25 protein-coding genes and 1 riboswitch are annotated in these 24,235 nt (G+C 73.6%); of the genes, 19 read left to right on the top strand and 6 right to left on the bottom strand.

Annotation, left to right across the window (positions count from 1 at the left end):
• Positions 1–57 precede the first annotated feature (57 nt).
• From AB0O11_RS08905 to AB0O11_RS08855, 11 genes are all read left to right on the top strand, one after another.
• Positions 58–372 carry an antibiotic biosynthesis monooxygenase gene (locus AB0O11_RS08905; RefSeq protein WP_363383417.1) on the top strand — a complete coding sequence of 105 codons (315 nt, stop codon included), beginning with the start codon at positions 58–60 and terminating at the stop codon, positions 370–372.
• 151 nt (positions 373–523) lie between these two features.
• Positions 524–651: riboswitch (FMN riboswitch) on the top strand.
• Between the two features lie 223 nt (positions 652–874).
• Positions 875–1,558 carry a riboflavin synthase gene (locus tag AB0O11_RS08900; protein ID WP_363383415.1) on the top strand — a complete coding sequence of 228 codons (684 nt, stop codon included), beginning with the start codon at positions 875–877 and terminating at the stop codon, positions 1,556–1,558.
• 56 nt (positions 1,559–1,614) lie between these two features.
• Positions 1,615–2,202 (top strand): nicotinamide mononucleotide transporter family protein, encoded by a 588-nt coding sequence (locus tag AB0O11_RS08895; RefSeq protein ID WP_363383569.1) that lies wholly within the window; start codon positions 1,615–1,617, stop codon positions 2,200–2,202.
• A complete protein-coding gene (locus AB0O11_RS08890) occupies positions 2,199–3,470 on the top strand; it encodes a bifunctional 3,4-dihydroxy-2-butanone-4-phosphate synthase/GTP cyclohydrolase II (protein ID WP_363383413.1) in 1,272 nt (423 codons plus the stop codon). Before AB0O11_RS08895 ends, AB0O11_RS08890 begins: the two co-directional genes overlap by 4 nt.
• Positions 3,471–3,508: 38 nt before the next feature.
• The gene (gene ribH, locus AB0O11_RS08885; RefSeq protein ID WP_363383412.1) at positions 3,509–3,982 is read left to right on the top strand and encodes a 6,7-dimethyl-8-ribityllumazine synthase; all 474 of its coding nucleotides are present in this window, start codon (positions 3,509–3,511) and stop codon (positions 3,980–3,982) included.
• Positions 3,983–4,082: 100 nt separating this feature from the next.
• Positions 4,083–4,355 carry a phosphoribosyl-ATP diphosphatase gene (locus tag AB0O11_RS08880; protein ID WP_097238956.1) on the top strand — a complete coding sequence of 91 codons (273 nt, stop codon included), beginning with the start codon at positions 4,083–4,085 and terminating at the stop codon, positions 4,353–4,355.
• A gap of 56 nt (positions 4,356–4,411) precedes the next feature.
• On the top strand, positions 4,412–5,260 hold the full coding sequence (gene hisG, locus AB0O11_RS08875) for an ATP phosphoribosyltransferase (RefSeq protein WP_224274149.1): 849 nt from the start codon (positions 4,412–4,414) through the stop codon (positions 5,258–5,260).
• 192 nt (positions 5,261–5,452) lie between these two features.
• Positions 5,453–5,893 (top strand): PH domain-containing protein, encoded by a 441-nt coding sequence (locus tag AB0O11_RS08870; protein ID WP_363383409.1) that lies wholly within the window; start codon positions 5,453–5,455, stop codon positions 5,891–5,893.
• A gap of 217 nt (positions 5,894–6,110) precedes the next feature.
• Entirely contained in the window at positions 6,111–7,454 is a 1,344-nt protein-coding gene (locus AB0O11_RS08865; RefSeq protein WP_363383407.1) for a hemolysin family protein, read from the top strand.
• Entirely contained in the window at positions 7,451–8,497 is a 1,047-nt protein-coding gene (locus AB0O11_RS08860) for a hemolysin family protein (RefSeq protein ID WP_363383405.1), read from the top strand. The genes AB0O11_RS08865 and AB0O11_RS08860 overlap by 4 nt, the downstream gene beginning before the upstream one ends.
• Positions 8,498–8,607: 110 nt before the next feature.
• On the top strand, positions 8,608–9,594 hold the full coding sequence (locus AB0O11_RS08855; protein WP_363383404.1) for an NAD-dependent epimerase/dehydratase family protein: 987 nt from the start codon (positions 8,608–8,610) through the stop codon (positions 9,592–9,594).
• Positions 9,595–9,706: 112 nt separating this feature from the next.
• On the opposite strand, the gene AB0O11_RS08850 is transcribed toward AB0O11_RS08855, so the two are convergent.
• Both AB0O11_RS08850 and AB0O11_RS08845 read right to left on the bottom strand, forming a co-directional pair.
• Positions 9,707–11,770, bottom strand: a complete 2,064-nt coding sequence (locus AB0O11_RS08850) for an AAA family ATPase (protein WP_363383567.1) — start codon at positions 11,768–11,770, stop codon at positions 9,707–9,709.
• A 389-nt stretch (positions 11,771–12,159) separates the two neighbouring features.
• Positions 12,160–12,762 carry an AAA family ATPase gene (locus tag AB0O11_RS08845; protein ID WP_363383566.1) on the bottom strand — a complete coding sequence of 201 codons (603 nt, stop codon included), beginning with the start codon at positions 12,760–12,762 and terminating at the stop codon, positions 12,160–12,162.
• Between the two features lie 264 nt (positions 12,763–13,026).
• On the opposite strand from AB0O11_RS08845, the gene AB0O11_RS08840 reads away from it, so the two are divergent.
• A complete protein-coding gene (locus AB0O11_RS08840; RefSeq protein WP_363383402.1) occupies positions 13,027–14,190 on the top strand; it encodes an acyl-CoA dehydrogenase family protein in 1,164 nt (387 codons plus the stop codon).
• A gap of 133 nt (positions 14,191–14,323) precedes the next feature.
• Here the strand turns inward: AB0O11_RS08840 and AB0O11_RS08835 are convergent, their stop codons facing one another.
• Positions 14,324–14,845 (bottom strand): hypothetical protein, encoded by a 522-nt coding sequence (locus AB0O11_RS08835; RefSeq protein WP_363383400.1) that lies wholly within the window; start codon positions 14,843–14,845, stop codon positions 14,324–14,326.
• A gap of 229 nt (positions 14,846–15,074) precedes the next feature.
• On the opposite strand from AB0O11_RS08835, the gene AB0O11_RS08830 reads away from it, so the two are divergent.
• The 5 genes from AB0O11_RS08830 to fxsA all read left to right on the top strand — a co-directional run bounded on the left by AB0O11_RS08830 (position 15,075) and on the right by fxsA (position 20,062).
• The gene (locus AB0O11_RS08830) at positions 15,075–15,515 is read left to right on the top strand and encodes an Lrp/AsnC family transcriptional regulator (protein WP_045694655.1); all 441 of its coding nucleotides are present in this window, start codon (positions 15,075–15,077) and stop codon (positions 15,513–15,515) included.
• A 50-nt stretch (positions 15,516–15,565) separates the two neighbouring features.
• A complete protein-coding gene (locus AB0O11_RS08825; protein ID WP_363383399.1) occupies positions 15,566–17,206 on the top strand; it encodes an amidohydrolase family protein in 1,641 nt (546 codons plus the stop codon).
• 42 nt (positions 17,207–17,248) lie between these two features.
• Complete coding sequence (locus AB0O11_RS08820; protein ID WP_363383397.1) at positions 17,249–17,701, top strand: N-acetyltransferase; 453 nt, start codon at positions 17,249–17,251, stop codon at positions 17,699–17,701.
• Between the two features lie 83 nt (positions 17,702–17,784).
• Positions 17,785–19,431: an apolipoprotein N-acyltransferase gene (gene lnt / locus AB0O11_RS08815; RefSeq protein ID WP_363383396.1), complete on the top strand. Its 1,647-nt coding sequence runs from the start codon at positions 17,785–17,787 to the stop codon at positions 19,429–19,431.
• Between the two features lie 55 nt (positions 19,432–19,486).
• Positions 19,487–20,062, top strand: coding sequence for an FxsA family membrane protein (gene fxsA / locus AB0O11_RS08810; protein WP_363383394.1), 576 nt, complete (start codon positions 19,487–19,489; stop codon positions 20,060–20,062).
• A gap of 183 nt (positions 20,063–20,245) precedes the next feature.
• On the opposite strand, the gene AB0O11_RS08805 is transcribed toward fxsA, so the two are convergent.
• The 3 genes from AB0O11_RS08805 to AB0O11_RS08795 all read right to left on the bottom strand — a co-directional run bounded on the left by AB0O11_RS08805 (position 20,246) and on the right by AB0O11_RS08795 (position 22,852).
• Positions 20,246–20,620 carry an RNA polymerase-binding protein RbpA gene (locus AB0O11_RS08805; protein WP_196949106.1) on the bottom strand — a complete coding sequence of 125 codons (375 nt, stop codon included), beginning with the start codon at positions 20,618–20,620 and terminating at the stop codon, positions 20,246–20,248.
• Between the two features lie 312 nt (positions 20,621–20,932).
• A complete protein-coding gene (locus AB0O11_RS08800) occupies positions 20,933–22,546 on the bottom strand; it encodes a hypothetical protein (RefSeq protein ID WP_363383392.1) in 1,614 nt (537 codons plus the stop codon).
• Between the two features lie 111 nt (positions 22,547–22,657).
• Positions 22,658–22,852, bottom strand: coding sequence for a hypothetical protein (locus AB0O11_RS08795; protein ID WP_224283326.1), 195 nt, complete (start codon positions 22,850–22,852; stop codon positions 22,658–22,660).
• A gap of 398 nt (positions 22,853–23,250) precedes the next feature.
• Here AB0O11_RS08795 and AB0O11_RS08790 point away from each other — a divergent pair, with 398 nt between their 5' ends.
• Positions 23,251–23,667, top strand: coding sequence for an ankyrin repeat domain-containing protein (locus AB0O11_RS08790; protein ID WP_363383390.1), 417 nt, complete (start codon positions 23,251–23,253; stop codon positions 23,665–23,667).
• A gap of 24 nt (positions 23,668–23,691) precedes the next feature.
• Positions 23,692–24,207: a GNAT family N-acetyltransferase gene (locus AB0O11_RS08785; protein WP_363383388.1), complete on the top strand. Its 516-nt coding sequence runs from the start codon at positions 23,692–23,694 to the stop codon at positions 24,205–24,207.
• The last annotated feature ends 28 nt before the right edge of the window (positions 24,208–24,235 follow it).

Genomic DNA, 24,235 nt, shown 5'->3' with positions numbered 1-24,235 from the left:
GACTGGGGCCAGGGCCGGCGGGACCCGGGACGGCAGCCGCAGCCGGAGGTGGTGGTCGTGATCGTCAGAATCTGGGCCGGGCAGGTCACGGCCGGTCGCATCGAGGAGTTCTGCGCGCACCTGGCTGCCCAGGTGATCCCGCAGCTCGGGCGGACCGAGGGCTGCTTCGGCGGCGAACTGCTGCGCTCGGTGTCCGAGGACGGGCGCCGGGTGCTGGTGGTGAGCCGCTGGCGCGACGAGGAGGCCCTGCGCGGGTACGCGGGGCCGATGTGGCGGATCCGGCCGGTCTGGTCGGAGGGCGAGCTGAGCTACCTCGCCCACCCCCCGGAGGTCACCCACTTCACGTCGATCACCGCCCCCACCGTGCCCTGAAGCCCATGGCCACCACCCCCCGCCCGGGGAGGCGGCGCGGGTGGCACACGGCCGCGCATTCCCCGCAAGTCCGTGAAACAGACCACAGCCGGGGGCTCTCCCCGCCCTTGCGCGGGCCGTGGCACAATGACGGCATCAAGCAGTGACGTTCAGCGCACTCCGGGGTCGGTGAAAATCCGAACCGGCGGTTACAGTCCGCGACCCGTCCGCAGCCAGCGGCCGGTTGACCAGGTGAAATTCCTGGACCGACGGTTAAAGTCCGGATGGGAGGCGTGCGCGGGCGGACGAAGAGCAGTACCCGTGGTCCATCGGCAGGCGACCGCCTCCCGGACCTCGGTCAGGTGTGTGGCGGGAGCGGTGTCTCCCGTGCCGGGCGAGCGATCTCCCGGTGGCCTCGGCATCCCCGGCGACGGGTCGTGCCGCGGGTCCGCGAGCCGGTGCCCGTCCGTGTCATCTCCCCTGCCGCCCCGGAGTCCGCGCCCCAAGCGCGAGGAGAACCCGGGTGTTCACCGGCATCATCGAAGAGCTCGGCGAGGTCGTGTCGATCGAGGAGATCGGCGACTCCTCGCGCATCCGCCTGCGTGGCCCGGTGGTCTGTACGGGTGCCCGTCACGGCGACTCCATCGCGGTCAACGGCGTGTGCCTGACCGTTGTCGACAGCCCGGAGGAACTGGCCGCCGGCGCCGGTGAGTTCAGCGCCGACGTGATGGCGGAGACGCTGCACCGCTCCAGCCTCGGCGAGCTGGCACCCGGCTCCCGGGTCAATCTGGAGCGCGCCATGGCGCTCGGCGCCCGGCTGGGCGGCCACCTGGTCCAGGGTCATGTCGACGGCACCGGACGGCTGTTGAGCCGTGAGCCCGGGGAGCGCGACGCGGAGGGCAACCTGCGCTGGGAGGTCCTGCGGTTCTCGCTGCCCGGCACGATCTCCCGCTACCTGGTGGAGAAGGGCTCGATCACGGTCGACGGCGTCAGCCTCACCGTGGTGGAGGCCGCCAGGGACAGCTTCACCGTCAGCCTCATCCCGACCACCCTCGCGCTGACCACGCTCGGCGCCAAGACCGTCGGGGAGGGCGTCAACCTGGAGGTGGACGTGCTCGCGAAGTACGTCGAGCGCCTCCTGGAGTCCCGCACCCTGCCGAACCTGCCCGACCTGTCGATCGACGCGACCCCGGGGGAGTCCGAGTGAGCTGGCTCAGCGGCGAGGCGTTCACCGTCTTCGGCGAACACGTCAAGTGGGCCGACATGTTCGGCAACATCCTCGGTCTCGGCGGGCTCGCGCTCGGCTGGCGCCGTTCGGTCTGGAGCTGGCCGGTCCAGCTGCTGTCCGGCGCGGTGCTCATCGCCGCCTACCTCGGCGGCCACGTCCCCGGCCTGATCGGCAAGCAGCTGATCGTGATCGCCACCGCCTCCTGGGGCTGGGCGCAGTGGCAGCGGGGCCGCCGCGACGGCGGCACGATCGCCGTACGGTTCGCTCGCCGGCCCGAGCGGATCGCGCTGGCGGCGGGCACCGCGGCCGGCACGGTGGCGCTCGCCCTGCTCTTCACGTCCTTCCCCAGCCTCTCCTGGAGCCCCTGGTCGGACGCCTACATCTTCGTCGGCACGCTGGCCGCGATGGTCGCCCAGGCCCGTGGCTGGGTGGAGTTCTGGTTCGCCTGGATCGCGGTGGACGCGGTCGGCGTGCCGTTCGCCTTCAACAGCGGCTACACCTTCTCCGGCCTCACGTACTCCGTCTACTTCGTCCTGGTGCTGCTCGGCCTGCGTTCCTGGTGGCTGAGCACCCGTGAGCCGCGCGCCAAGTCCGCCACCGTCCCGCAGGGAGCAACGGTATGACCGAGAACCAGTCCAGCAGCGGCGCCACCGGGCCCGAGCTCGTCCTCGACCCGGTCGAGCGGGCGATCGCCGACATCGCGCTCGGCCGGGCCGTGGTCGTGGTCGACGACGAGGACCGCGAGAACGAGGGCGACATCGTCTTCGCCGCGTCCGCCGCGACCCCCGAGCTGATGGCCTTCACCATCCGTTACAGCTCCGGCGTGATCTGCGCCCCGATGACCGGCGAGGAGCTGGACCGCCTCAAGCTCCCGCCGATGACCCAGGTCAACGAGGACCGCAAGGGCACCGCGTACACCGTCTCGGTGGACGCCCGGGAGGGGGTCGACACCGGCATCTCCGCCGCCGACCGCGCCCGCACCGTACGGCTGCTGTCCTCGCCCGGCACCGAGCCCGGCGACCTCACCCGCCCCGGGCACGTCTTCCCGCTGCGCGCCGTCGAGGGCGGCGTGCTGATCCGCCCCGGCCACACCGAGGCCGCCGTCGACCTGGCCCGGCTCGCCGGGCTGCCGCCGGCCGGCGCGATCGCCGAGGTGGTCAACGACGACGGCACCATGGCCCGGCTGCCCGAGCTGGTCGCCTTCGCCCGCGAGCACGGCCTCGCGATCATCTCCATCGAGGACCTGATCGCCTACCGCCGCCGCACCGAGCTGCACGTCGACCGGGCCGCCGCCACCGCGCTGCCCACCGCGAACGGGGAGTTCACCGCCGTCGGCTACCGGGGCACCATCGACGGCGTCGAGCACCTCGCGCTGGTGGCCGGCGGCCTGGACGCGGAGGGCCGGCTGCCGGACGGCGAGGACGTCCTGGTGCGGGTTCACTCCGAGTGCCTGACCGGTGACGTCTTCGGCTCGCTGCGCTGCGACTGCGGCCCGCAGCTGGAGGCCTCGCTGCAGCGGGTCGCCGAGGCCGGACGCGGCGTGGTGCTGTACCTGCGCGGCCACGAGGGGCGGGGGATCGGCCTGGCCCACAAGCTGCGCGCGTACGAGCTCCAGGAGCAGGGGCGGGACACCGTCGACGCCAACCTGGACCTCGGCCTGCCCGCCGACGCCCGCGACTACAGCATCGCGGCCCAGATGCTGGTGGACCTCGGCGTCCGCTCGCTGACCCTGCTCACCAACAACCCGCAGAAGCTGACCGCGCTCACCGAGCACGGGCTCAAGGTCAAGGGGCGCGAAGCGGTCGAGATCGCGCCCGGTGAGCACAACCTGCGCTACCTGCGCACCAAGCGCGACCGGATGGGCCACGACCTGCCCGGCCTCGGCTCCTGAAACACCCCCGAACCAGCGACAGACAGGAAGTAGGAAGCATGAGTGGCCACGGAGCCCCCGAGCTGACCATCGACGGCGCCGCCGACCTCAAGGTCGCCGTCATCGCCGCCCAGTGGCACGACAAGGTGATGAACGGCCTGCTGGACGGCGCCCACCGCGCGCTCAAGGAGCTGGGCGTCACCGGGTCGACCGTGCTGCGGGTGCCCGGTACCTTCGAGCTGCCGGTCGCCGCCAAGCGCCTCGCCGAGCGCGGCTACGACGCCGTGGTGGCCCTCGGCGTGGTGATCCGCGGCGGCACCCCGCACTTCGACTACGTCTGCCAGGCGGCCACCGCCGGCCTCACCCAGGTCAGCGTCGACACCGGCGTCCCGGTCGGCTTCGGTGTGCTGACCTGCGACAACGAGGAGCAGGCGATCGACCGGGCGGGCCTGCCGGGCTCCGCCGAGGACAAGGGCCACGAGGCCGTCACCGCCGCCGTCGCCACCGCCGTGGTGCTGCGCGCCGCGCTCTGACGACGCCCGTACGGTCCCGGAGCGCGGAGGTCCACCGGACCGTCCACGCTCCGGGACCGTTTACCGTCCGTCCGCCCGCACGCCGTAAGGTGGCCCCATCATGGCTTCGAAGACATTCGAGGAGCTCTTCGCCGAGCTCCAGCAGAAGGCCGCCACCGGCGACCCCTCGTCCTCCCGTACCGCGCAGCTCGTCCAGCAGGGCGTCCATGCGATCGGCAAGAAGGTCGTCGAGGAGGCCGCCGAGGTCTGGATGGCCGCCGAGTTCCAGTCGGACGAGCAGACGGCGGAGGAGATCTCGCAGCTCCTGTACCACCTTCAGGTGATGATGATCGCCCGCGGGCTGACGCTCGACGACGTCTACAAGTACCTCTAGACACCCCGCTCTCCCGAGCACGCCCATCCTCCCTACAGGTAAGGAAGCAACCTCCCATGCTGCGCATCGCCGTCCCCAACAAGGGTTCTCTCTCGGGTCCCGCGGCGGAGATGCTCCATGAGGCCGGCTACCGCCAGCGGAAGGACCCCAAGGAACTCGTCCTCGTCGACCCGAACAACGAGGTGGAGTTCTTCTTCCTCCGCCCGCGCGACATCGCCGTCTACGTCGGCTCCGGCCGCCTCGACGTCGGCATCACCGGCCGCGACCTGCTGCTGGACTCGCACTCCAACGCCGAGGAGGTGCTCGCCCTCGGGTTCTCCGGGTCGACCTTCCGCTTCGCCCGCCCCGAGGGCGTGACGGTCGAGGACGTCAAGGGCCTGGAGGGCCTGCGGATCGCCACCTCCTACACCGGCCTGGTCGAGCAGCACCTGGCCGACCACGGCGTGAAGGCGACGGTCACCAAGCTGGACGGCGCGGTCGAGACCGCGGTGCAGCTGGGCGTCGCCGACGTGATCGCCGACGTGGTGGAGACCGGCACCAGCCTGCGCAACGCCGGCCTGGAGGTGTTCGGCGAGCCGATCCTGGTCTCCGACGCCGTGGTGATCCGGCCCAAGGGCGCGGGCGAGGACGCGCGGGTGGAGCAGTTCCTGCGCCGCCTCCAGGGCGTGCTGGTGGCCCGCCGCTACGTGCTGATGGACTACGACATCCGCGCCGAGAAGGTCAGCGCCGCCGTCGCGCTCACCCCGGGCCTGGAGTCGCCGACCGTCTCGCCGCTGCACACCGAGGGCTGGGTCGCGGTGCGTTCGATGGTGCTCCGCAAGGAGGCCCAGCAGATCATGGACGACCTGTGGAGCATCGGCGCCCGGGCCATCCTGGTCACCAACATCCACGCCTGCCGCCTCTGACCCGCCGGCCCGGGCGGCCCGCTCGCCCGGGTGACCGCGGCGACCGAGCGACCGCGATGCCCGGGTGAGCCCGCTCGCCCGGTGACCTGCTCACCGGTCCACGAGTAAAGAACGGTTCAATGGGGCGGGGACGCCGACCGCGTCCCCGCCCCTCGTGCTGCCGTCACCAGAACCACCCCCCGGAGATCCCCCGTGTCCACGCCGCCCGTCGAGTTCCCTGTCACCTGGGCGCCGCGCCGCACCCGCGCCGTGCTGCTGCCGGTCTGCGTGCTGCTGGTGGTGCTGTTCTCCGCGATGGCCGTGCTGCTCCCGGAGAACTGGCAGCTCAACGACCGGATCATGATGACGGCCAGCGGCGTCCTGTTCGCCGGCGTCGGCCTGATGCTGGCCCGCCCCCGGGTGAGCGCCGACGCGGAGGGCGTGACGGTGGTCAACTTCGTCCGCCGCCGTCGGCTCGCCTGGGCCGAGATCGTCCGGGTCAACTTCCGCCAGGGCGACCCGTGGGCGACCCTCGACCTCGCCGACGGCACCTCGCTCGCCGCGGTCGGCATCCAGTCCGGGGTCGGCCAGGCGCAGGCGATCGCGGACGCCCGCGCGCTGCGCGACCTGGTCGAGCACCACGCCCAGGTCTGAGCCCGGACCCCACCTGGGGTTCCCGGACCCTGGCGGGCCGAACGGGCTTCCTACCCCCATCCGGGTATGGTCTACGCTGGTAAAAGCGGGGCAAAGTTCGCCCTGCCCGAAACCGAGTGCCCGACCGACCTGAGGAGTGACACTCCCCCTCGATGGACGATCCGTCCGGTAGTACCTGCGCCGCCTCGCTTCCGACCCCCGGAAGGCAGGCGGCACTGTGATCACCGCCTGGCTGCTGTTGCTCGCGGCCGTTCTCCTGATCCTCGCCAACGGCCTGTTCGTGGCCGCCGAATTCGCCTTCGTGACCGTCGAGCGCGGGGCGGTGGAACGCTCCGCCGAGGCGGGTGACGCCAAGTCCCGCCGCGTCGCCGGCGCCCTGCGGCACCTCTCCTTCGAGCTCTCCGGCGCCCAGCTCGGCATCACCGTCACCTCGCTGGTGGTCGGCATGCTCGCCGAGCCGGCCCTGTCCACCCTGCTCGCGCCCGTCATGTCCGCCGTCGGCGTGCCCGACCCGGCCGCCCGCGGCGTGTCCGTGATCGTCGGCATGGGGCTGGCCACCGTCGTCCAGATGGTGATCGGCGAACTGGTGCCGAAGAACTGGGCGATCTCCCGCCCGCTCCAGGTGGCCCGCGCGGTCGCCGCCCCGCACATGGCGTTCTCCTTCGCCTGCCGTCCGCTGATCAGCTTCCTGAACGGGACCGCCGACCGGACCGTCCGGGCCTTCGGCATCGAGCCGCAGGAGGAGCTGGGACACGCCCGCACCCCGGACGAGCTGGTCTCGCTGGCCCGCCACTCGGCCAAGGCCGGCGCGATAGACGAGGAGTCGGCGACCCTGTTCGTCCGCACCCTGGGCCTGAGCGAACTGACCGCCGAGTCCGTGATGACCCCGCGGGTGGACGTGGCCGCGCTCCAGCGCGACGCCACCGCCTCCGACGTCATCAACCTGACCCGGGCGACCGGCCTGTCCCGCTTCCCCGTCTACACCGACAGCCTGGACGAGGTCACCGGCACCGTCACGCTCAAGGACGCCCTGGCCGTACCGGCCGCCCGGCGCGGCCTGGTGCGGGTCGGCGAGCTGGCCTCGCCGCCGCTGCTGGTGCCCGAGACGCTGCCCGCCGAGCGGCTGCTCGACCAGCTGCGCCGCCTCCAGCCGATGGCCATCGTGGTCGACGAGTACGGCGGCACCGCCGGGGTCGTCACCGTCGAGGACATCGTCGAGGAGATCGTCGGCGAGGTGCAGGACGAGCACGACCCCGACGACCACCCCGAGCTGCTCCCGCTGCCGTCGGTCAACGGCCTGCCGGTCTGGGAGGCCGACGGCCGTGCCCGGATCGACCAGCTGGAGCGGATCGGCCTGAACGCCCCCGACGGCCCGTACGAGACCCTGGCCGGTCTGGTCGCCGACCTGCTCGGCAAGCTCCCCGAGGTGGGCGAGCAGGCCCACCTGCCCGGCTGGCGCTTCACCGTGACCGGTGTCGACCGCCACCGCACCACCGAGGTCCGGGTGGAGCGCACCAGTGCGTTCGCGCAGTTCGACGAGGACGGGGAGGAGGGCCGATGACCGCCCTGCAACTGGCCGTCGCTCTGCTGCTCCTGCTCGGCAACGCCTTCTTCGTCGGCGCCGAGTTCGCCGTGGTGTCGGTGCGCCGCAGCCAGATCGAGCCGCTCGCCGAGGCCGGGCACAGGCGTGCCCGCACCGTGCTGCACGCGCTATCCAACGTCTCCGCGATGCTGGCCGCCGCCCAGCTCGGCATCACCGTCTGCTCGCTGGGCCTCGGTGCCCTTGCCGAGCCGACCATCGCCGCCCTGCTGGAGGGCCCGTTCCACGCGATCGGCGTCCCGTCCGCCCTGATGCACCCGCTCTCGTTCGGGATCTCGCTCGCCGTCGTGGTCTTCCTGCACATGGTGATGGGCGAGATGGTGCCGAAGAACATGGCCATGGCCGGCCCGGAGCGGGCCGCGCTCTGGCTCGGCCCGCCGCTGGACCGGCTGGCCCGCTGGCTCTCCCCGGTGATCCGGCTGCTGAACGCCTCCGCCAACGGCGTGCTGAGGCTGTTCCGGGTGGACGCCAAGGACGAGGTCGAGTCGGTCTTCACCACCGAGCAGCTGATGTACCTGCTGGCGGACTCCCGGGACGCCGGCCTGCTCGACGAGGGCCGCCAGGAGCGCCTGGAGGACGCCCTGGAGCTGGGCCACCGCCCGGTCACCGAGGTGCTGCTCAAGCCCGAGCAGCTGGTCACCGTGGACACCAAGGCGACCGCCGCCGAGGTCGAGGAGCTGGCGCTGCGCACCGGTTTCTCGCGCTTCCCGGTCACCGACGGCGATCCGGCCGGCCACGGCTACCTCGGTTACGTCCACCTCAAGGACATCCTCGACGTGGACGACCCCTCGACGCCGGTCCCGGCCCGTCTGCGGCGGCCGATCACGGCCCTGCGCGGCAGCCTCCCGCTGGACGACGCCCTGGGCGCGATGCGCCGGGCCGCCTGCCACCTGGCCGCCGTGCTGGACCAGGACGGGCGCACGCTCGGCGTGGTCATGCTGGAGGACGTGCTGGAGGAACTGGTCGGCGAGATGCACGACCCGGACCACCGCGCCACGGCCTGACGCCCCTCCGGAGAGTTCCGGCTTTCGCTGACGGCGTGTCCGCTCCCGGCGATTCCGCCCAGAGCGTTCAGCCGTTCCATGCCGACCACCCTGGCAGCAGGGTGGTCGGCATGAGACTTCTCCTGCTGGGTGGAACCAGGTTCGTCGGACGGGTCATCGCCGAGGAGGCGTCGGCCAGGGGATGGGAGGTGACGGTCCTCAACCGCGGCACGCAGCCCGCGCCCGAGGGCGTCCGGGTGCTGGAGGGCGACCGCACCACCGAGGACGGCCTCGCGGCGCTCGGTACGGGGGAGTGGGACGCGGTGGTGGACACCTGGTCCTGGGCCCCCGCGGCGGTGCGCGACAGCGCCCGGCTCCTCAACGGCCGGGTCGGCCACTACGCGTACGTCTCCAGCCGGTCGGTGTACGAGTACCCGCTGGTGGCCGGGGCCGGCGAGGCCGCGCCGGTGGTCGCCTCCTCCCCGGACCTCACCGGCGCGGTGCCCTACGCCGAGGCCAAGCGCGGTGCGGAACTGGCGCTGGAGGCGGAGTACGGCGGGCGGGCGCTGCTGGCCCGGGCCGGGCTGATCATCGGCCCGCACGAGAACATCGGCCGGCTGCCCTGGTGGCTCAAGCGGATCGCCGAGGGCGGCCCGGTGCTCGCCCCGGGGCCGCGCGACCTGGCGCTCCAGTACATCGACGTGCGCGACCTCGCGGCCTGGATCCTGGACGCCGTGGTGGCCCGGCTCGGCGGCCCGTACAACCTGGTCAGCCCGTCCGGCCACGCCACCACGCGCGAACTGCTGGAGGCCTGCGTACGGGCCACCGGCTCGGACGCCGAACTGCGCTGGACGGACCCGGAGCGGATCCTCGCGGCGGGCATCGAGCCGTGGACCGAGCTGCCGGTCTGGCTTCCGCCCGGCGAGCTCCACGACTTCCTGCACACCGGCCTGGTCGAGCGCGCGCTCGGCGCCGGGCTGCGCTGCCGCCCGGTCGAGGAGACCGTCGAGGACACCTGGGCCTGGTTGCGGTCGATCGGCGGCAGCGCCCCGCAGCGGGCCGACCGGGCCAGGGTCGGGCTGGACCGGGAGCGGGAGGCCGCGCTCCTCAGGGGCTGACACCGCCGACACCCGGGTCCCCGACGGCCGGACACGGGCCGCACCCGGGCACCGGGCACGGGCACCGGGCCGCAGCCGGTCCGGTGGGGGAGCCGGTCCCCGGAGACGGGGATCAGCTCCGGCCGTCGATCAGCTCTCCGTACGCCTGGACCAGGTCCGGCAGCCGCAGCGTGGCCAGGTCCTCCCGGCCCGGCGGCTCGCGCAGCAGCGACAGCCGCAGGTCCCGGTAGGCGCAGGACTTCTCGTACAGGGTACGGATGAACCGGCCGTTGCCCAGCTCGTCGATCCAGCCCTCACGGACCACGTGGGCGCAGATGCTGGCCAGCTCCTCGGCGGCGTCCTCGTCCCAGCCGTCGCCGTCCCGGCCGGCCAGCGCCGCACCGATCGCGGTCAGCTCGCCGGGACGGTAGCTGGGGAAGTCGACCCGGGTGGTGAAGCGGGAGTTGAGGCCCGGGTTGGTGGCGAGCAGCCGGTTCATGCCCTCGGGGTAGCCGGCCAGGATCACCACCAGCCGGTCCCGGTTGTCCTCGGCGCGCTTGAGCAGCACCTGGAGCGCCTCGTCGCCGTACGCGTCGCCCTTGGTGTAGCCGGAGTTGGAGAGGCTGTACGCCTCGTCGATGAACAGCACGCCGTCCAGCGCGGAGTCGATCAGCTCGTTCGCCTTCACGGCGGTCTGGCCGAGGAACTCGCCCACCAGGTCGGCGCGCTGGGCCTCCACCAGGTGGTCGCCGGAGAGCAGGCCGAGGGCGTGGAAGACCCGGCCGAGGATGCGGGCCACGGTGGTCTTGCCGGTGCCCGAGGGGCCGGAGAAGACGAAGTGGCGTTTCGGCGGCTGGACGGGCAGACCCTGCTCGGCCCGGAGCCGCGACATTCTCAACTGGGCGGACAGCGCCCGCACCTGGCGCTTGACCGGCTCCAGGCCGACCATCAGCGAGAGTTCGGCCAGGGCCGCGTCCAACTCGCGTTCGTCGCCACCGGTCCGGGACCCGGGCACGGCGGCGGTCCGGGGCTGCGCCCTGCCGAGGGCGGGCAGCGGCGGCGGCACGGCGGGGCCGGGCGGCGCGCCCGAGCCGGAGCGCTCCCCGGCAGTCTGCGGCGCACCGTCGACGACGGCGCCGTCCAGCAGCGCGCCGCCGGTCGGCACGCCGCCGGTCAGGGTTCCGTCCGCCGGGGACCCGTCCACCAGTCCGGCGTCCACGAAGGGACCGCCGCCCGACGGCAGGCCACCGGGCACCCCGCCGTCGGACAGCCCGCCGTCGGGCACTCCGTCGTTCGACACCCCGTCGCGGGAGACGGTCACGCCGTTCGGCCCGCCCGCGTCCCCGAACTCCTCGCCGTATCCGGGCATACCGGCGAACCCGGCCTCCTCCGGGTACCCGTCGTCGACACCCGGCCCGACCGGTGCGGCGGCGTCGGCCGCACCCGGGCGCCCGGCCGTCGGCAGTCCGTCCGCGATCTCGTCCGCGAGCGTGTCCTCGGCCGCGATGGCCGCCAGCCGTGCCGCGGTGTCCATGAACGCCGGGTCCGCCCGGTGCACCGCCCGGTAGAGCGGCAGCGCCGCGGTGCTGCGCCCGGCCCCCTCGTACGCCCGGGCCAGCCAGTACCGCAGCTCCTTGCGCTGCGGCTGCTCGGAGCGGCAGCGGGCCAGCGAGGCGGCCAGCGGCGCCTGCGCCTGGGCGCACATGTCGAGGCGCACCCGCGCCATCCCGGCGAACAGCCCGGCCTCGATGCCGAGCAGCGGGTCGTCCAGCAGGCGGTCGGTGTCCCGGATCAGCTGCTCCCAGTCCTTGAGCAGGTAGGACCGGCAGGCGTACAGGAAACGGGCGGACGGGTCCTCGCTGGGTGCCGGGCACTGCTCCAACGCCCGGTCCAGCTCGGCCAGGTGGCGGCCGTCCAGCCAGTGCGAGGCGTGCGCCAGCGCGAGGTCGCGGGCGTCCTCCAGCACCGGCTGCACCCACCAGCCCAGCCAGTACCAGGAGCTGAGCGGCCGTCGGTGCAGCTGCCGCTGCTCGCCGAACCGTTTCTGGTGGCGGTACATGGCCAGCAGCGCGGCCGAGGTGTCGCTGCGCAGCGCGTGGAGCCCGAGCCAGGCGTCGGCCATGCCCGGGTCCAGCCGGACGGCGGCCCGGAACTCCTCCTCGGCCCGGGTGTACGCACCGGCCGTGTAGGCGTCCATGGCGCGCAGCCAGGCGCGGTCGGCGAGCCGGTCGGGCCCGCCCGCCGTGCTGTCGGAACTGTCCACCGTCGTCACTCACGCCCCCCGCGGTGCGGCCCGGGGCTCGGCCGGCGGGTTGCCTGCGCCTAGCCTGGCCGGTGGTCGTCGACCCCCTGCGGCGCATATGCGCCTGCCAGGAATCGTACCGGCGCGGGGCTGATCCGGAAGGGTGCCGAACGGGGTCAAATGCGATCGCGCGAACGGCCGTTGAGTGCCCGGGTGACGAAACGGGCGGCGGGGGAGCGAGTTTCGGAAGGGGACCGGACGGCGTCCCCGGCTCACGGGGGAACAAGCCGGGGGCGCCGGGTCCGAAGCGACCGGAAGCTTTCGCTCCGGCGGCTGAGGAGAACCTAGATCCTGGCGACGTCGCAGGTCAAGGCGATGGTTGAAGGTTCACCCACGGTGCCCGGGGCGATCCGCCCGGTCACCCCGTCGACCCGCGTCGCGGCGTACGGTCGGCTCGGGTCGGCGGCGAAATGCGCCGATTCGGCCCGGGCCCAGCCCGCCCAGAACTCGGCCAGTTCCGGACCGTCCCGCTCCTCCCCGCGCCGCCGGGCGGAGGCGGCGTCCAGCTCCATCCAGATCACCCGGGCCAGCCACGGCCGCACCGCCCGCCGGCCCGCGCCCACCCCCTCCACCAGCACCACCGGCGCGGCCGGCACCGCGGCCGTGCCCGCGAAGCGGCGCAGCGTCCAGTCGTACACCCGGTGCTCGGCGTCCCGCCCGGCCGCCAGCGGCTCCAGCACCTGCTCGCGCAGCCGCCCGGTCCACCCGAACGGCTCGCGGTGGGTGGCCAGGTCGTCGAGGTGGACCACCGGGGCCCCGCCGAGCGCGGCCGCCAGCCGTCCGGCGAAGGTGGTCTTGCCGGAGCCCGCGTGACCGTCCACCGCGACCAGCTGCACCGGCCCGCAGGAGGGCGGCAGCGCGCGGAGCTCCGCCGAGAGCGCGGTCAACCGGTCGTCCGGAGCGGGCCGGAGGCGGGGCGGGAGAGGTTCGGATACAGCCACAACGTCAACCCTACGGTGCCGTAGCCCGCCACTGCGGACAGTTCATCTGTGCAGGTCGTGACGGCAGCGCGGGTTTCGGGCATACTCGCCTTCGCCACGACTGTGAACGGCCGTTCACCGCAACCCGGTGCCGGTCGGTCCGACTGCCACACCCACGCCGGACCAGCCGACACTCCGGTCCGGCGCCCGATCGAGGAGGCGACCACCGCCATGACCCCCTCCCCTGTGAAAGCCGTGGAGCGCCAGCTGCCCAGCGAGGAAGCCCGTGAGCTGCTGAGCCTCACCCGGGACCTGGTCCAGCGCGAGCTCCAACCGCGCGCGGCGGAGGACGAGGCCGCCGGCCGCTTCCCGCGGGAGGCGTTCCGCACCCTCGGCGAGGCCGGCCTGCTCTCCCTCCCGTACGACGAGAAGTACGGCGGCGGCGAACAGCCCTACGAGGTGTACCTCCAGGTGCTGGAGGAGCTCGCGGCCGGCTGGCTGGCCGTCGGCCTCGGCGTCAGCGTGCACACCCTGTCCTGCCACGCGCTGGCCACCTTCGGCACCGACGAGCAGCGCGACACCTGGCTGCCCGCCATGCTCTCCGGCGAGCAGCTCGGCGCCTACTGCCTCTCCGAACCGCAGTCCGGCTCCGACGCGGCCGCGCTGCGCACCCGCGCCGACCTCGACGGCGAGGCGTACGTGGTGAACGGCACCAAGGCCTGGATCACCCACGGCGGTCAGGCCGACTTCTACAGCGCCCTGGTGCGCACCGGAGCCGACGGTCCCAAGGGCATCAGCTGCCTGCTGGTCCCCGGCACCCAGCAGGGCCTGTCCGCGGCCCCGCCGGAGCACAAGATGGGCATGCGCTCCTCGCCGACCGCGCAGCTGCACTTCGACGGCGCCCGGGTGCCCCGCGAGCGGCTGATCGGCGCGGAGGGGCAGGGCTTCCAGATCGCGCTCGCCGCGCTGGACTCCGGTCGCCTCGGCATCGCCGCGTGCGCGATAGGCGTCGCCCAGGCCGCGCTCGACCTCGCGGTCGACTACGCCCGCACCCGGCGCCAGTTCGGCCGCCCGATCGGCGAGTTCCAGGGCCTGTCCTTCATGCTCGCCGACATGGCCACCCAGATCGAGGCCGGCCGCTCGCTCTACCTGTCCGCCGCCCGGCTGCGGGACGCCGGCCGGCCGTTCTCCAAGGAGGCGGCGATGGCCAAGCTGTTCTGCACCGACGCGGCGATGCGGGTGACCACCGACGCCGTCCAGGTGCTCGGCGGCTACGGCTACACCCAGGACTTCCCGGCCGAGCGCTACATGCGCGAGGCCAAGGTGCTGCAGATCGTCGAGGGCACCAACCAGATCCAGCGCCTGGTGATCGGCCGCCACCTCACGAAGGCCTGATTCCCGGGGCCCGCCCGGTGGGTCCCGTCGGACCCGGCAACGATCCTCCGGACAGGCCTCGGCCTCCCACACACGGCCTCCGGCCGTCACTCCAGGGTGCGGAGTGACGGCCGGAGGCTTTCCTGTCGGGGCGTCAGCTCGCCTTGGCGGTACGGGCCGTCAGTGCCGGACGACGGCGACGCTGCTCCGGGATGGCGGCCCGCAGCGCCGCGACGTTCGGGACGGCGGGGACCACCGGAGCGGCCTGGGGGACCGCGGCGAGCCGCACCGGGCGGTGCGCGACGGCGTGCGAGAACGGCTGGGTGCGCCAGTCCAGTTCGCTCGGGAGCTTGAACAGCGCGGCGAATCCGACCGGTTCGGCGTCCTCCTGGGCCTCGACCTCGGCCAGGTCGTCCGTCGGCACGTCCGACCCCGGGCAGATCGCGGGGGCGAAGGGGTTCCAGGCCGTCGGCAGCAGCGCGTGCTGCGGAAGCCGCTCCTCGTCCGCCACCAGGGCGATCGGGCGGCGGCACTCGGGGCAGTTGACCCGGAAGACGTCCCAGGACTCCGCCTCGCCGGGGTCGGTGCCCGGCATGTGGTCGACCGCGAGGTCCTCGCGGTCGGTCATATCGTCGGTCTCGTCGGCGCCCAGCACGCGCTGGTCAGTAGCAGGCATGAGGATCCCCCTAGGATCGGGCCCGGCGTGGTCGTCCAGGGCCACAACCAGCACTTCCCTGTGATCCGGATTCATAACCCTGCGGTCTCGCGCACCGTGATGCACCGGGTGTGTCCTTGGCCACACCGGATGCCACATTCACCCGGCATGTGCCCGCCTGACACCTGCAATCCCTTCCTGTGCCACCGCGTGCGCCCCCCGTGCTCCCGACCGGGTAGGTTTGCGCACTGTGGAGGATCTCGACCAACGCATCGTCCAGCTGCTCCTCGAAGACGGCCGGATGAGCTACACGGACCTGGGCAAGGCCACCGGCCTGTCCACCTCGGCGGTGCACCAGCGGGTGCGCCGCCTCGAACAGCGCGGGGTGATCCGCGGCTACACCGCGATCATCGACCCCGACGCCGTCGACCTGGCGCTGACCGCGTTCATCTCGGTCAAACCCTTCGACCCGAGCGCCCCCGACGACACCCCCGAGCGACTGGCCGGCCTGCCCGAGATCGAGGCCTGCCACAGCGTCGCCGGCGACGAGAACTACATCCTCAAGGTCCGCGTCGGCGCCCCCGGCGACCTGGAGGACCTGCTCGCCCGCATCCGCAGCGCCGCCGGCGTCTCCACCCGCACCACCGTCGTCCTGTCCACCCCCTACGAGGCACGCCCCCCGAAGCTCTGAACCGCAGGCCGGTCTCCGCGGAGGAACCGGTGACGTGCAGACTTGGCGGCATGACCGAACGCACCCTCCCTCCTTGCCCGCCCTCGGGCAGGAGGGGCCCACGAACCGTCCTGCTGCGCGGCGGCGCCGTCTACAGCCCCGCCGACCCCTTCGCCACCGCGATGCTCGTGGAAGGCGGGCACGTCGCCTGGGTCGGCAGCGACGGCGCCGCCGAGGCGTACGCCGAGACCGCCGACGAGATCGTCGAGCTGGACGGCGCCCTGGTCACCCCCGCCTTCGTGGACGCCCACGTGCACGCCACCGCCACCGGCCTGGCGCTCACCGGCCTCGACCTCACCGGCAGCCCCACGCTGGCCGCCACCCTGGCCGCCGTCACCGCCTTCGTCGACGCGCAGCCCGAGCCCGGCGGGGTGCTGATCGGCCACGGCTGGGACGAGACCGGCTGGCCCGAGGGCCGGCCGCCCACGCTCGCCGAACTCGACGCCGCCGCCCGCGGCGCCGCGCTGTACCTCTCCCGCACCGACGTGCACTCCGCGCTCGCCACCACCGCGCTGCGCAGCCTCACCGAGGGCCTGGCCGAGGCACCCGGCTTCGACCCCGAGGGCCCGCTCACCAAGGACGCCCACCACGCCGTCCGGCAGACCGCGCTGGCCCGCCTGACCCCCGAGCAGCGCCGCCGCGCCCAGCGCGCCACCCTGGCCCGCGCCGCCGAGCTCGGCATCGGCGCCCTGCACGAGTGCGCCGGTCCGGAGATCTCCTCGGAGGCCGACCTGGCCGCCCTGCTGGCCCTGGCAGCCGAAGGGGAGGGCCCCGAAGTCTTCGGCTACTGGGGCGAGTTGGGCGGTGTCGAGACCGCCCGCAAGCTCGGTGCGGTGGGCGCGGGCGGCGACCTCTTCGTGGACGGCGCGCTCGGCTCGCACACCGCCTGCCTGCACGCCCCGTACGCCGACGCCGAGCACACCGGCACCGCCTACCTGACCGCCGAGCAGGTCGCCGACCACGTCGCGGCCTGCACCGAGGCCGGGATCCAGGCCGGGTTCCACGCCATCGGCGACGCGGCCGTCGCAGCGGTCGTCGAGGGTGTCCGGGCGGCCGGCGCCCGGATCGGCGCCGACCGGGTCAAGGCCCTGCGCCACCGCGTCGAGCACGCCGAGGCCCTGGACGACAAGACCATCGCCGCCTTCGCCGAACTCGGCCTGACCGCCTCCGTCCAGCCCGCCTTCGACGCGGCCTGGGGCGGGCCCGAGGGCATGTACGTCCAGCGCCTGGGCGCCGGGCGGGCGGCCGCCCTCAACCCCTTCGCCGCACTGCTGCGGGCCGGCGTCCCGCTGGCCTTCGGCTCGGACGCCCCGGTCACCCCGCTCGACCCCTGGGGCACCGTCCGCGCGGCGGCCTTCCACCGGACCCCGGACCACCGGATCTCGGTGCGGGCCGCCTTCACCGCCCACACCCGCGGCGGCTGGCGCGCCGTCGGCCGGGACCAGGACGGCGTGCTGGTCCCCGGCGCGGTCGCCAGCTACGCGATCTGGGCGGCGGGCGAACTGGTCGTCCAGGCCCCCGACTCCCGGGTGGCCGGCTGGTCCACCGACCCGCGCTCCGGCACCCCCGGCCTGCCCGACCTCACCCCGGGCCACCCGCTGCCGGCCTGCCTGCGCACCGTGGTCCGCGGCCGCACGGTGTTCCAGCGCTAAACCACGTGGAACGGCGGGCCGCCGCGCCCTAGGTTGACCACCATGACCGCACTGGTACCCGCCGACTTCACCGTCCCGCGCGAGCTGCTCGCCCCGGAGTTCCGCCTGGAACCCCTGGGCGAGCAGCACAACGCCTCCGACCACGCCGCCTGGACGAGCAGCGTGGCCCACATCCGCGCCACCCCCGGCTGGGCCGGCCGCGGCTGGCCGCCCGCCGAGGGGATGCCCCCGGAGCAGAACCTCGCAGACCTGCGCCGGCACGCCGCCGACTTCGAGGCCCGCACCGGCTTCACCTACACCGTCCTGGAGCCGGACCGCGACGAGGTGATCGGCTGCGTGTACATCTACCCGGACCGCGAGGACCCGTCCGTGGTCTCGGTCAGCTCCTGGGTCCGGGCCGACCGCGCCCACCTCGACGCCCCGCTGTACCACGCCGTCTCCGGCTGGCTCACCGGGCACTGGCCGCTGCGGGAGTTCCGCTACGCCCCGCGCTGACCTCACCTCACGCCCCGTCGGCGATCCGGGGTACCTTCTTCGCACAGCGTCCGAACAGCAAGCCCCAGGAAGATGGTGCGCCGGTGGCCATTCCCGTCACCCAGGAACGGTCCGAGGCCGTACCCGAGCCACAGGAACCGGCGCCCGGACCGAGCCGCGGAGCCCGCGCGCTCGCCAAGGTCCGTGCCGGGCTTCCGCGCACCGGCCTCGCCGCCCTGGCCGGCCTGCTGCTGGCCCTCGCCTTCCCGCCGTACGACCTGTGGCCGCTGTCGCTGCTCGGCGTCGCCGCGCTCTCGCTGCTCACCCTGGGCCGCACCTTCCGCCAGGGCCTGTGGACCGGCTTCGCCTTCGGCCTGCCGTTCTTCCTGATGCTGCTCAGCTGGCTGCGGGTGGTCGGCTGGGACGCCACGATAGGCCTGTCCGTCGTGGAGGCGCTGTTCCTGGCCCTGCTCGGCGGCGCCCTGGCCGTCACCTCCCGGCTGCCCGGCTGGCAGCTCTGGGCGGCGTGCCTGTGGGTCACCCAGGAGTGGGCCCGCGACCGGCTGCCGCTCGGGGGCTTCCCCTGGGGCCGGCTCGCCTTCGCCAACACCGCCACCCCGTACACCCCGCTGGCCGCGCTCGGCGGCGCGCCGCTGGTGACCTTCGCGGTCGCCCTCTCCGGCGCGCTGCTGGCCTGGGCCGCGCTGCGGCTGCGCGGGCCGGGCAGGGCCCCGAGGACGGCCGCGCTGGCGGCGCTCGGTGCGGTGGCCGCGCTGCTGGCCGGCTACCTCGTGCCGGTGCCCACGGCCGCCGCCGACACCGTCAAGGTCGCCATCGTCCAGGGCAACGTGCCCAACCCGGGCATGGACTTCCTGGGCCGCCCGATGATGGTCCTCAACAACCACGCCTCGGCCACGGAGCGGCTCGCCGCCGACATCCGGGCCGGCAAGGTCGAGCGCCCCGACATCGTGATCTGGCCGGAGAACTCCTCCGACCTCGACCCGTTCAGCGACCCGCTGGCCCGCCAGCGCATCGACCAGGCGGTCAGGGCGGTCGGCGTGCCCACCCTGGTCGGCACCCTGGTGGACGGCCCGGACGCGCAGCACGTCCAGAACGAGGGCATCGTCTGGGACCCGGTCACCGGCCCCGGTGCCTCCTACACCAAGCAGCACCCCGTCCCGTTCGGCGAGTACGTGCCGTTCCGGGCGCAGCTGATGAAGGTGATCACCCGCCTCCAGCGGGTCGCCCGGGACTTCTACCCCGGCGACCACAACGGTGTGATGCAGCTCGGCCCGGCCCGGATCGGCGACGTGATCTGCTTCGAGGTGGCGTACGACGAGATCGTCCGCGACACCGTGGACAGCGGCGCCCGGGTCCTGGTCGTCCAGACCAACAACGCGACCTACGCCAAGACCGGCCAGCCCGAGCAGCAGCTGGCGATGAGCCGGCTGCGGGCCGTCGAGCACGGCCGGGCGGTGCTGATCGCCGCCACCAGCGGCATCAGCGCGGTGATCGCCCCGGACGGCAGCGTCCAGCAGCGCACCGAGGAGCTGACCCCGGCCGAGCTGTCGGCCACCGTGCCCCTGCGCGACGGCACCACGGTGGCCGACGAGGTCGGCGCCGCCCCGGAGTGGACGCTCGCCGTCGGCGGCCTGCTGGCCTGCGGCGCAGCGGTGCTGGTCGGCCGCCGCAAGAAGGCCTCGTCCGGAACACCGGCCGAGCGGGAATCGTTGGAGCAGGTGGTGCCGTAGCCGGCCCGGACCTCCCGTGCGGCGCGCAGAGCACCGCTTGGAGTGGATTCGTACCGTGACCCAGCAAGCTACGCCCACCCGTCCGGCCCCGCGCAGCAGGCTCCGGCGGGTGCTGCCGCTGCTGATCACCGCCTGGCTGGTGCTGGAGATCTGGCTGCTGGTCCAGGTCGGCTCGTGGCTGGGCGGCTTCACCGTCGTGCTGCTGCTCATCGCGGGCGCCGTGATCGGGGGCTCGCTGATCAAGCGGGCCGGGCTGAAGGCGCTGTCGGCGGCGATCGAGCAGAGCAGGAACCCGCAGTCGCAGCAGCAGACCGGCACCAGCATGACCGTGCTGGCCGGCCTGCTGCTGATCGTCCCCGGCTTCCTGTCGGACCTGCTGGCCCTGACCCTGCTCTTCCCGCCCACGCGGGTGCTGTGGCGGGCGGCCGGGCGCCGGGCCGCGGACAAGGCGCTGCGCAGCACCTCCACCGTCGGCGCCGACCCGTTCGCGGACGCGATGCGGCTCCAGGAGCAGCTGCGCATCCACCGCCCGGACGGCAAGGTGATCCAGGGCGAGGTCGTGGACCCGGAGTCCGGCCCGCGCGGCCCGCAGGGCCCGGAGGCCACCTACCGCCCGCCGATCGCCGGCTGACCCGACCGTTCCGGCCGCCCGGGGTGCATCCCGCCCCGGGCGGCTCGGCGTGCCGGGGCGGCTCGCCCGGTGCCCCGGACGACGCGAACCCGGCCCGGACGACGCGAACCCGGACAACGCGAAAGGGACCCTGGTGACCAGGGTCCCTTTTCGCGTCCTCCCGCTCGGGGCGGGAGTGAGGTGTCAGGCGCTCTTACGGGTGTCCCGCGGGTGCACCGCGAGGTTCATCCCACCGGAGCGGAGCACGGCCAGCCGCTCGGCCAGCACCTCCTCCAGCTCCTCGCGCGTCCGGCGCTCCATCAGCATGTCCCAATGGGTGCGCGTCGGCTTGGTCTTCTTCTCCTCCGGCTCGTCGCCGTCGAGGAGCGCCGCCTCCTGGCCACAGAAGCGGCATTCCCAGGTCGGGGGGATCTCCGCCTCGACCGAGAAAGGAACCTCGAAACGGTGTCCGTTCTGACATGCGTACTCGACGGTCTGGCGGGGAGCCAGATCGATACCACGGTCGGTCTCGTAGCTAGTGGCCCCGAGTCGCGTGCCGCGGAGAGCTCGCTCGCTCATGAATCGTGCCTCCCGGGCTTATGGCCCACAGGACTAGTGGTCGCTGTTCTTCGTCGTTCGGTCAACGCTCGGCTTCCGACGAAGATTCCCGTCCCGGGACATGCGTCGTCTGTCGTGCCGCCCCTGTTTGTACCCACCCGCGCCCGATTTGTCACATCTGGCCGGTGATATCACCCCAGGTGTCACCTATTTCACGTCCGGTGACCGTGCGGACTTTCCGTGACGAGCGTACCGGGACGGGATTCGGCGGCGGGCGCCGACCCCGGCCCGAGCCCCGGAGAGCCGGCTCCGTGCGGCGGGTCGGCCCGGCCATCAGGAGATCGGCCGTGAACGGATCATCGGCTCGTTCTTGGCGAGGTCGACGGGATGGGCCGGGGCCGGATCGGCCGCGGGGACCACCGGCGGGTGCTCCGGGCGGGGCGGCGCGGCGGCGGCCGCCTCGATGGGGCTGTCCCGGTGCGGCAGCAGGGCGATCACCGCGTCCCGCAGCAGGGCCGGGGCCTCGTCGTCCAGCGGGTCGACGGTGGCGGGCACCTGGAGGCGCACCGGGGCGCCGTTGCCGATCCGGGCGTAGCCGCGGCCGACCGGGGCGTGGGCGGCGGGCGCGATGTCCAGGGGGGCGCCGAGCGCGGCGCGCCCCTCTTCGGGGCCGGCCGGGCCGAGCACCACGCGGGCCCGGGTGGTGGTGCGGACGGTGGCGGTGACCCGGTCCCGGGCGTCGAGGTCGTCGGCGATCACCACGGTGACCCGGGCGGCCCGACCGTGCCGCAGCGGGAGCTCCAGCAGGTCCTGCGGGTCGGGGCGGCCCTCGGCCTGGGCGAGCTCGCTCAGCTCGGTCGGGTGGTCCAACAGCAGCCACAGCGGCCGGGTGACGTCCTCGGGCGGGGCGATGCCGGCGTGCCGGGCGGCGTTGAGCGCGGCGAGCCGGCGCTCGGTCTCGCCGGCGGCCCATTCCAGGGCGGCCAGCGTGCCGTGCAGGCTGGTCTCCACGGTGTACACGCCGGGCCGGTTCACCAGACAGGCGTGCTCCCCGGTGCCCGCGCCGTCGACCACCACCAGGTCGGCGTAGGGGAGGGCCTGGAGCGCGATCGAGCGCAGCAGGCTGGAGGTGCCGTAGCCGGTGACGCCGAGCGCCAGCAGGTGCGGCTCGGAGGAGCGCGGGCCGGTGCGCCAGACCACCGGAGGCTGCTGGACGGTCATGCCGCCCTGGACGACCGGGATGGTCCGGGCGGTGCCGTCCTCGTCGGTGAAGCCCAGCACGATCTCGCCGGGGGCGGCCACGAAGTGCTGGGCGGCGATGTCGGTGGGCAGCGGGGCGAGCGCGGTGATCCGCAGCCGGTTCGACTCCTCGTCCCAGTCGAAGCGGTACTCCCGGGCCCGGCCCGCCTTGCCCTGGACCACCTGCTCGATCCGGGCCCGGGCGGCCGGCTCGGTGTCGGTGAAGTAGGCGGGGTAGCTCAGTTCCAGCCGGGAGAGCCGGCCCTCGGGATCGAACTCCCACGCGCTGAAGGCGTTCTTGTAGCTGCCCTCGAAGTGGTACAGCGGGTTGGCGTCCTCCGGCCCGTACAGGTACGTGGTGAGCGCCGCGTAGAGGGCGCCGAGCTTGACGTCGGCGACGTCCGGGGCGGGCGGTGCGGGCGCCGCCCTGGGGCTGCGGCCCGCCCAGGCCGTGCTGGCCATCAGGGCGATCAGGGCGAACAGCAGGCCGTGCGGCAGCAGGTAGACGCCGATCGCCAGGGCGCCCGTCAGGAACAGCGTCGGGCCGCGGCGGTCCTTGGGGGTGGCCTGCCAGTGGGACCTGGCCCAGCCGACGTGGTGGCGCAGGCCGCGGCCGATGGCGGCGAGCGGGGCGAACATGTCGGAGGCGTGGTCTCCGGCGGTCCGGGCGATCACGCGGCCCTTGCTGAGGTGGCGGTGGAGCGGCATTCCTTGACTCCCCGGGCGGTGGGACGGGTGGGGCGGCGGAGGTGGGGTACGACGGGGCCCGGGGCGGTGTGGGATCCGCGCCCGGGCCGGTACGGGGAGAGTGGGCGGCGGCTAGAACTTGATGCCGCTGAGCAGGCTGGCGAGGCTCGCGCCGCCCGCGGTGATGCTCGGCGCGATCGAGGAGCCGGCGGTGTAGAAGCCCAGGAGGGCGCAGACGACGGCATGGGAGATCTTTAGTCCGTCCCGTCGGAAGAAGAGAAAGGCGATGGTGCCGAACAGGACGATGCCGGAAATCGAGAGGATCACGTTCCGCTCCTCAGGAAGGGGGACAAGCGGGTGGTGTTACGGAGGGCGCACTAATCGTGACAAAAAGTAATAGATGACGGAACGGTGCAAATGGGTGGTTCTGCCGTTCAATACCGGTCCGGTGGCCGGGTGGCGGTATGCGGACCGGCCGGGGTGCGGGCCGGGCGTCGCGGGGATTCGATGTGCCGAGGCATTCCCGGGCGGCGGGCGGGAAGTTTCCGGGGGGTCCGGGAAGTTCGCTCGAATGGCTGTGCGGCGCGCGCGGCCGAGTGCCGTGGCGGGTGCGGGCCGTCATCCGGATTCCGGACACCCGCTGGCCCGTTCCGGCACCGGCCGCTAGCGTGCCGTGGGCGCAGCCCCGAGACCGCCCGACGACCCGACCGGAAAGGCAGCCCACCGTGACCGACGCCGCCAGCCAGCAGCCCGTCGACGCTCCCGACGCCGAGGTGATCGCACTCGCCGGGAAGCTCTTCGACGCCGCCCGTGCCGGGGAGACCGACACCCTGTCCGCCTACCTGGACGCCGGCGCCCCGGCCGACCTCACCAACGACCGCGGCGACACCCTGGTCATGCTCGCCGCCTACCACGGCCACGCCGCCACCGTGGCGGAGCTGCTCCGGTACGGCGCCGACCCGAACCGCGTCAACGATCGCGGTCAGACCCCGCTGGCCGGTGCCGTCTTCAAGGGCGCCACCGACGTGCTCGACGTCCTGCTGGCCGGCGGGGCCGACCCGCAGGCCGGCACCCCCAGCGCCGTGGACACCGCCCGGATGTTCGGCAAGGACGACCTGGTCGCCCGGTTCGAGGTCCGCTGAGCCGGGATCGTAGGCTTTTCAACCATGAACACCACCGCCACCCGGGACGCCGGCACCGTCGAGTTCCGCATCACCGGCTACGCCCACCCCGACGCGCAGGCCCTGTCGGCGGAGGTGCAGCAGGAGTACGTGCGCCGCTACGGCGACCCGGACGAGACCGTCATGCACGCCGAGGACTTCGAGGCCCCGGCCGGTCTGTTCATGATCGCCTACCTGGACGGCCGCCCGGTCGCCTGCGGCGGCTGGCGGGCCAAGCAGGCCGGCCCGGACGACCTGCGCGACGGTGACGCCGAGCTGAAGCGGATGTTCGTGATCCCCGAGGCCCGCGGCCGCGGCCTGGCCCGCGCGGTGCTGAGCCGCCTGGAGCAGACCGCGGTCGAGGCCGGGCGCGCCCGCGTCATCCTGGAGACCGGCACCGAGCAGCCCGAGGCCGTCGCGCTGTACCAGTCGGAGGGCTACGCCGCGATCCGGAAGTTCGGCATCTACAAGGACCACCCGCAGAGCATCTGCCTCGGCAAGCAGCTGGCTCCGGCGGTCTGAGCGGCCGCCGTGCGGGGAAGGCTCCCGT

This window comes from Kitasatospora sp. NPDC093102 (assembly GCF_040683915.1).
Taxonomy (GTDB): domain Bacteria; phylum Actinomycetota; class Actinomycetes; order Streptomycetales; family Streptomycetaceae; genus Kitasatospora.
This window is presented reverse-complemented; position numbering and strand designations above follow the sequence as displayed.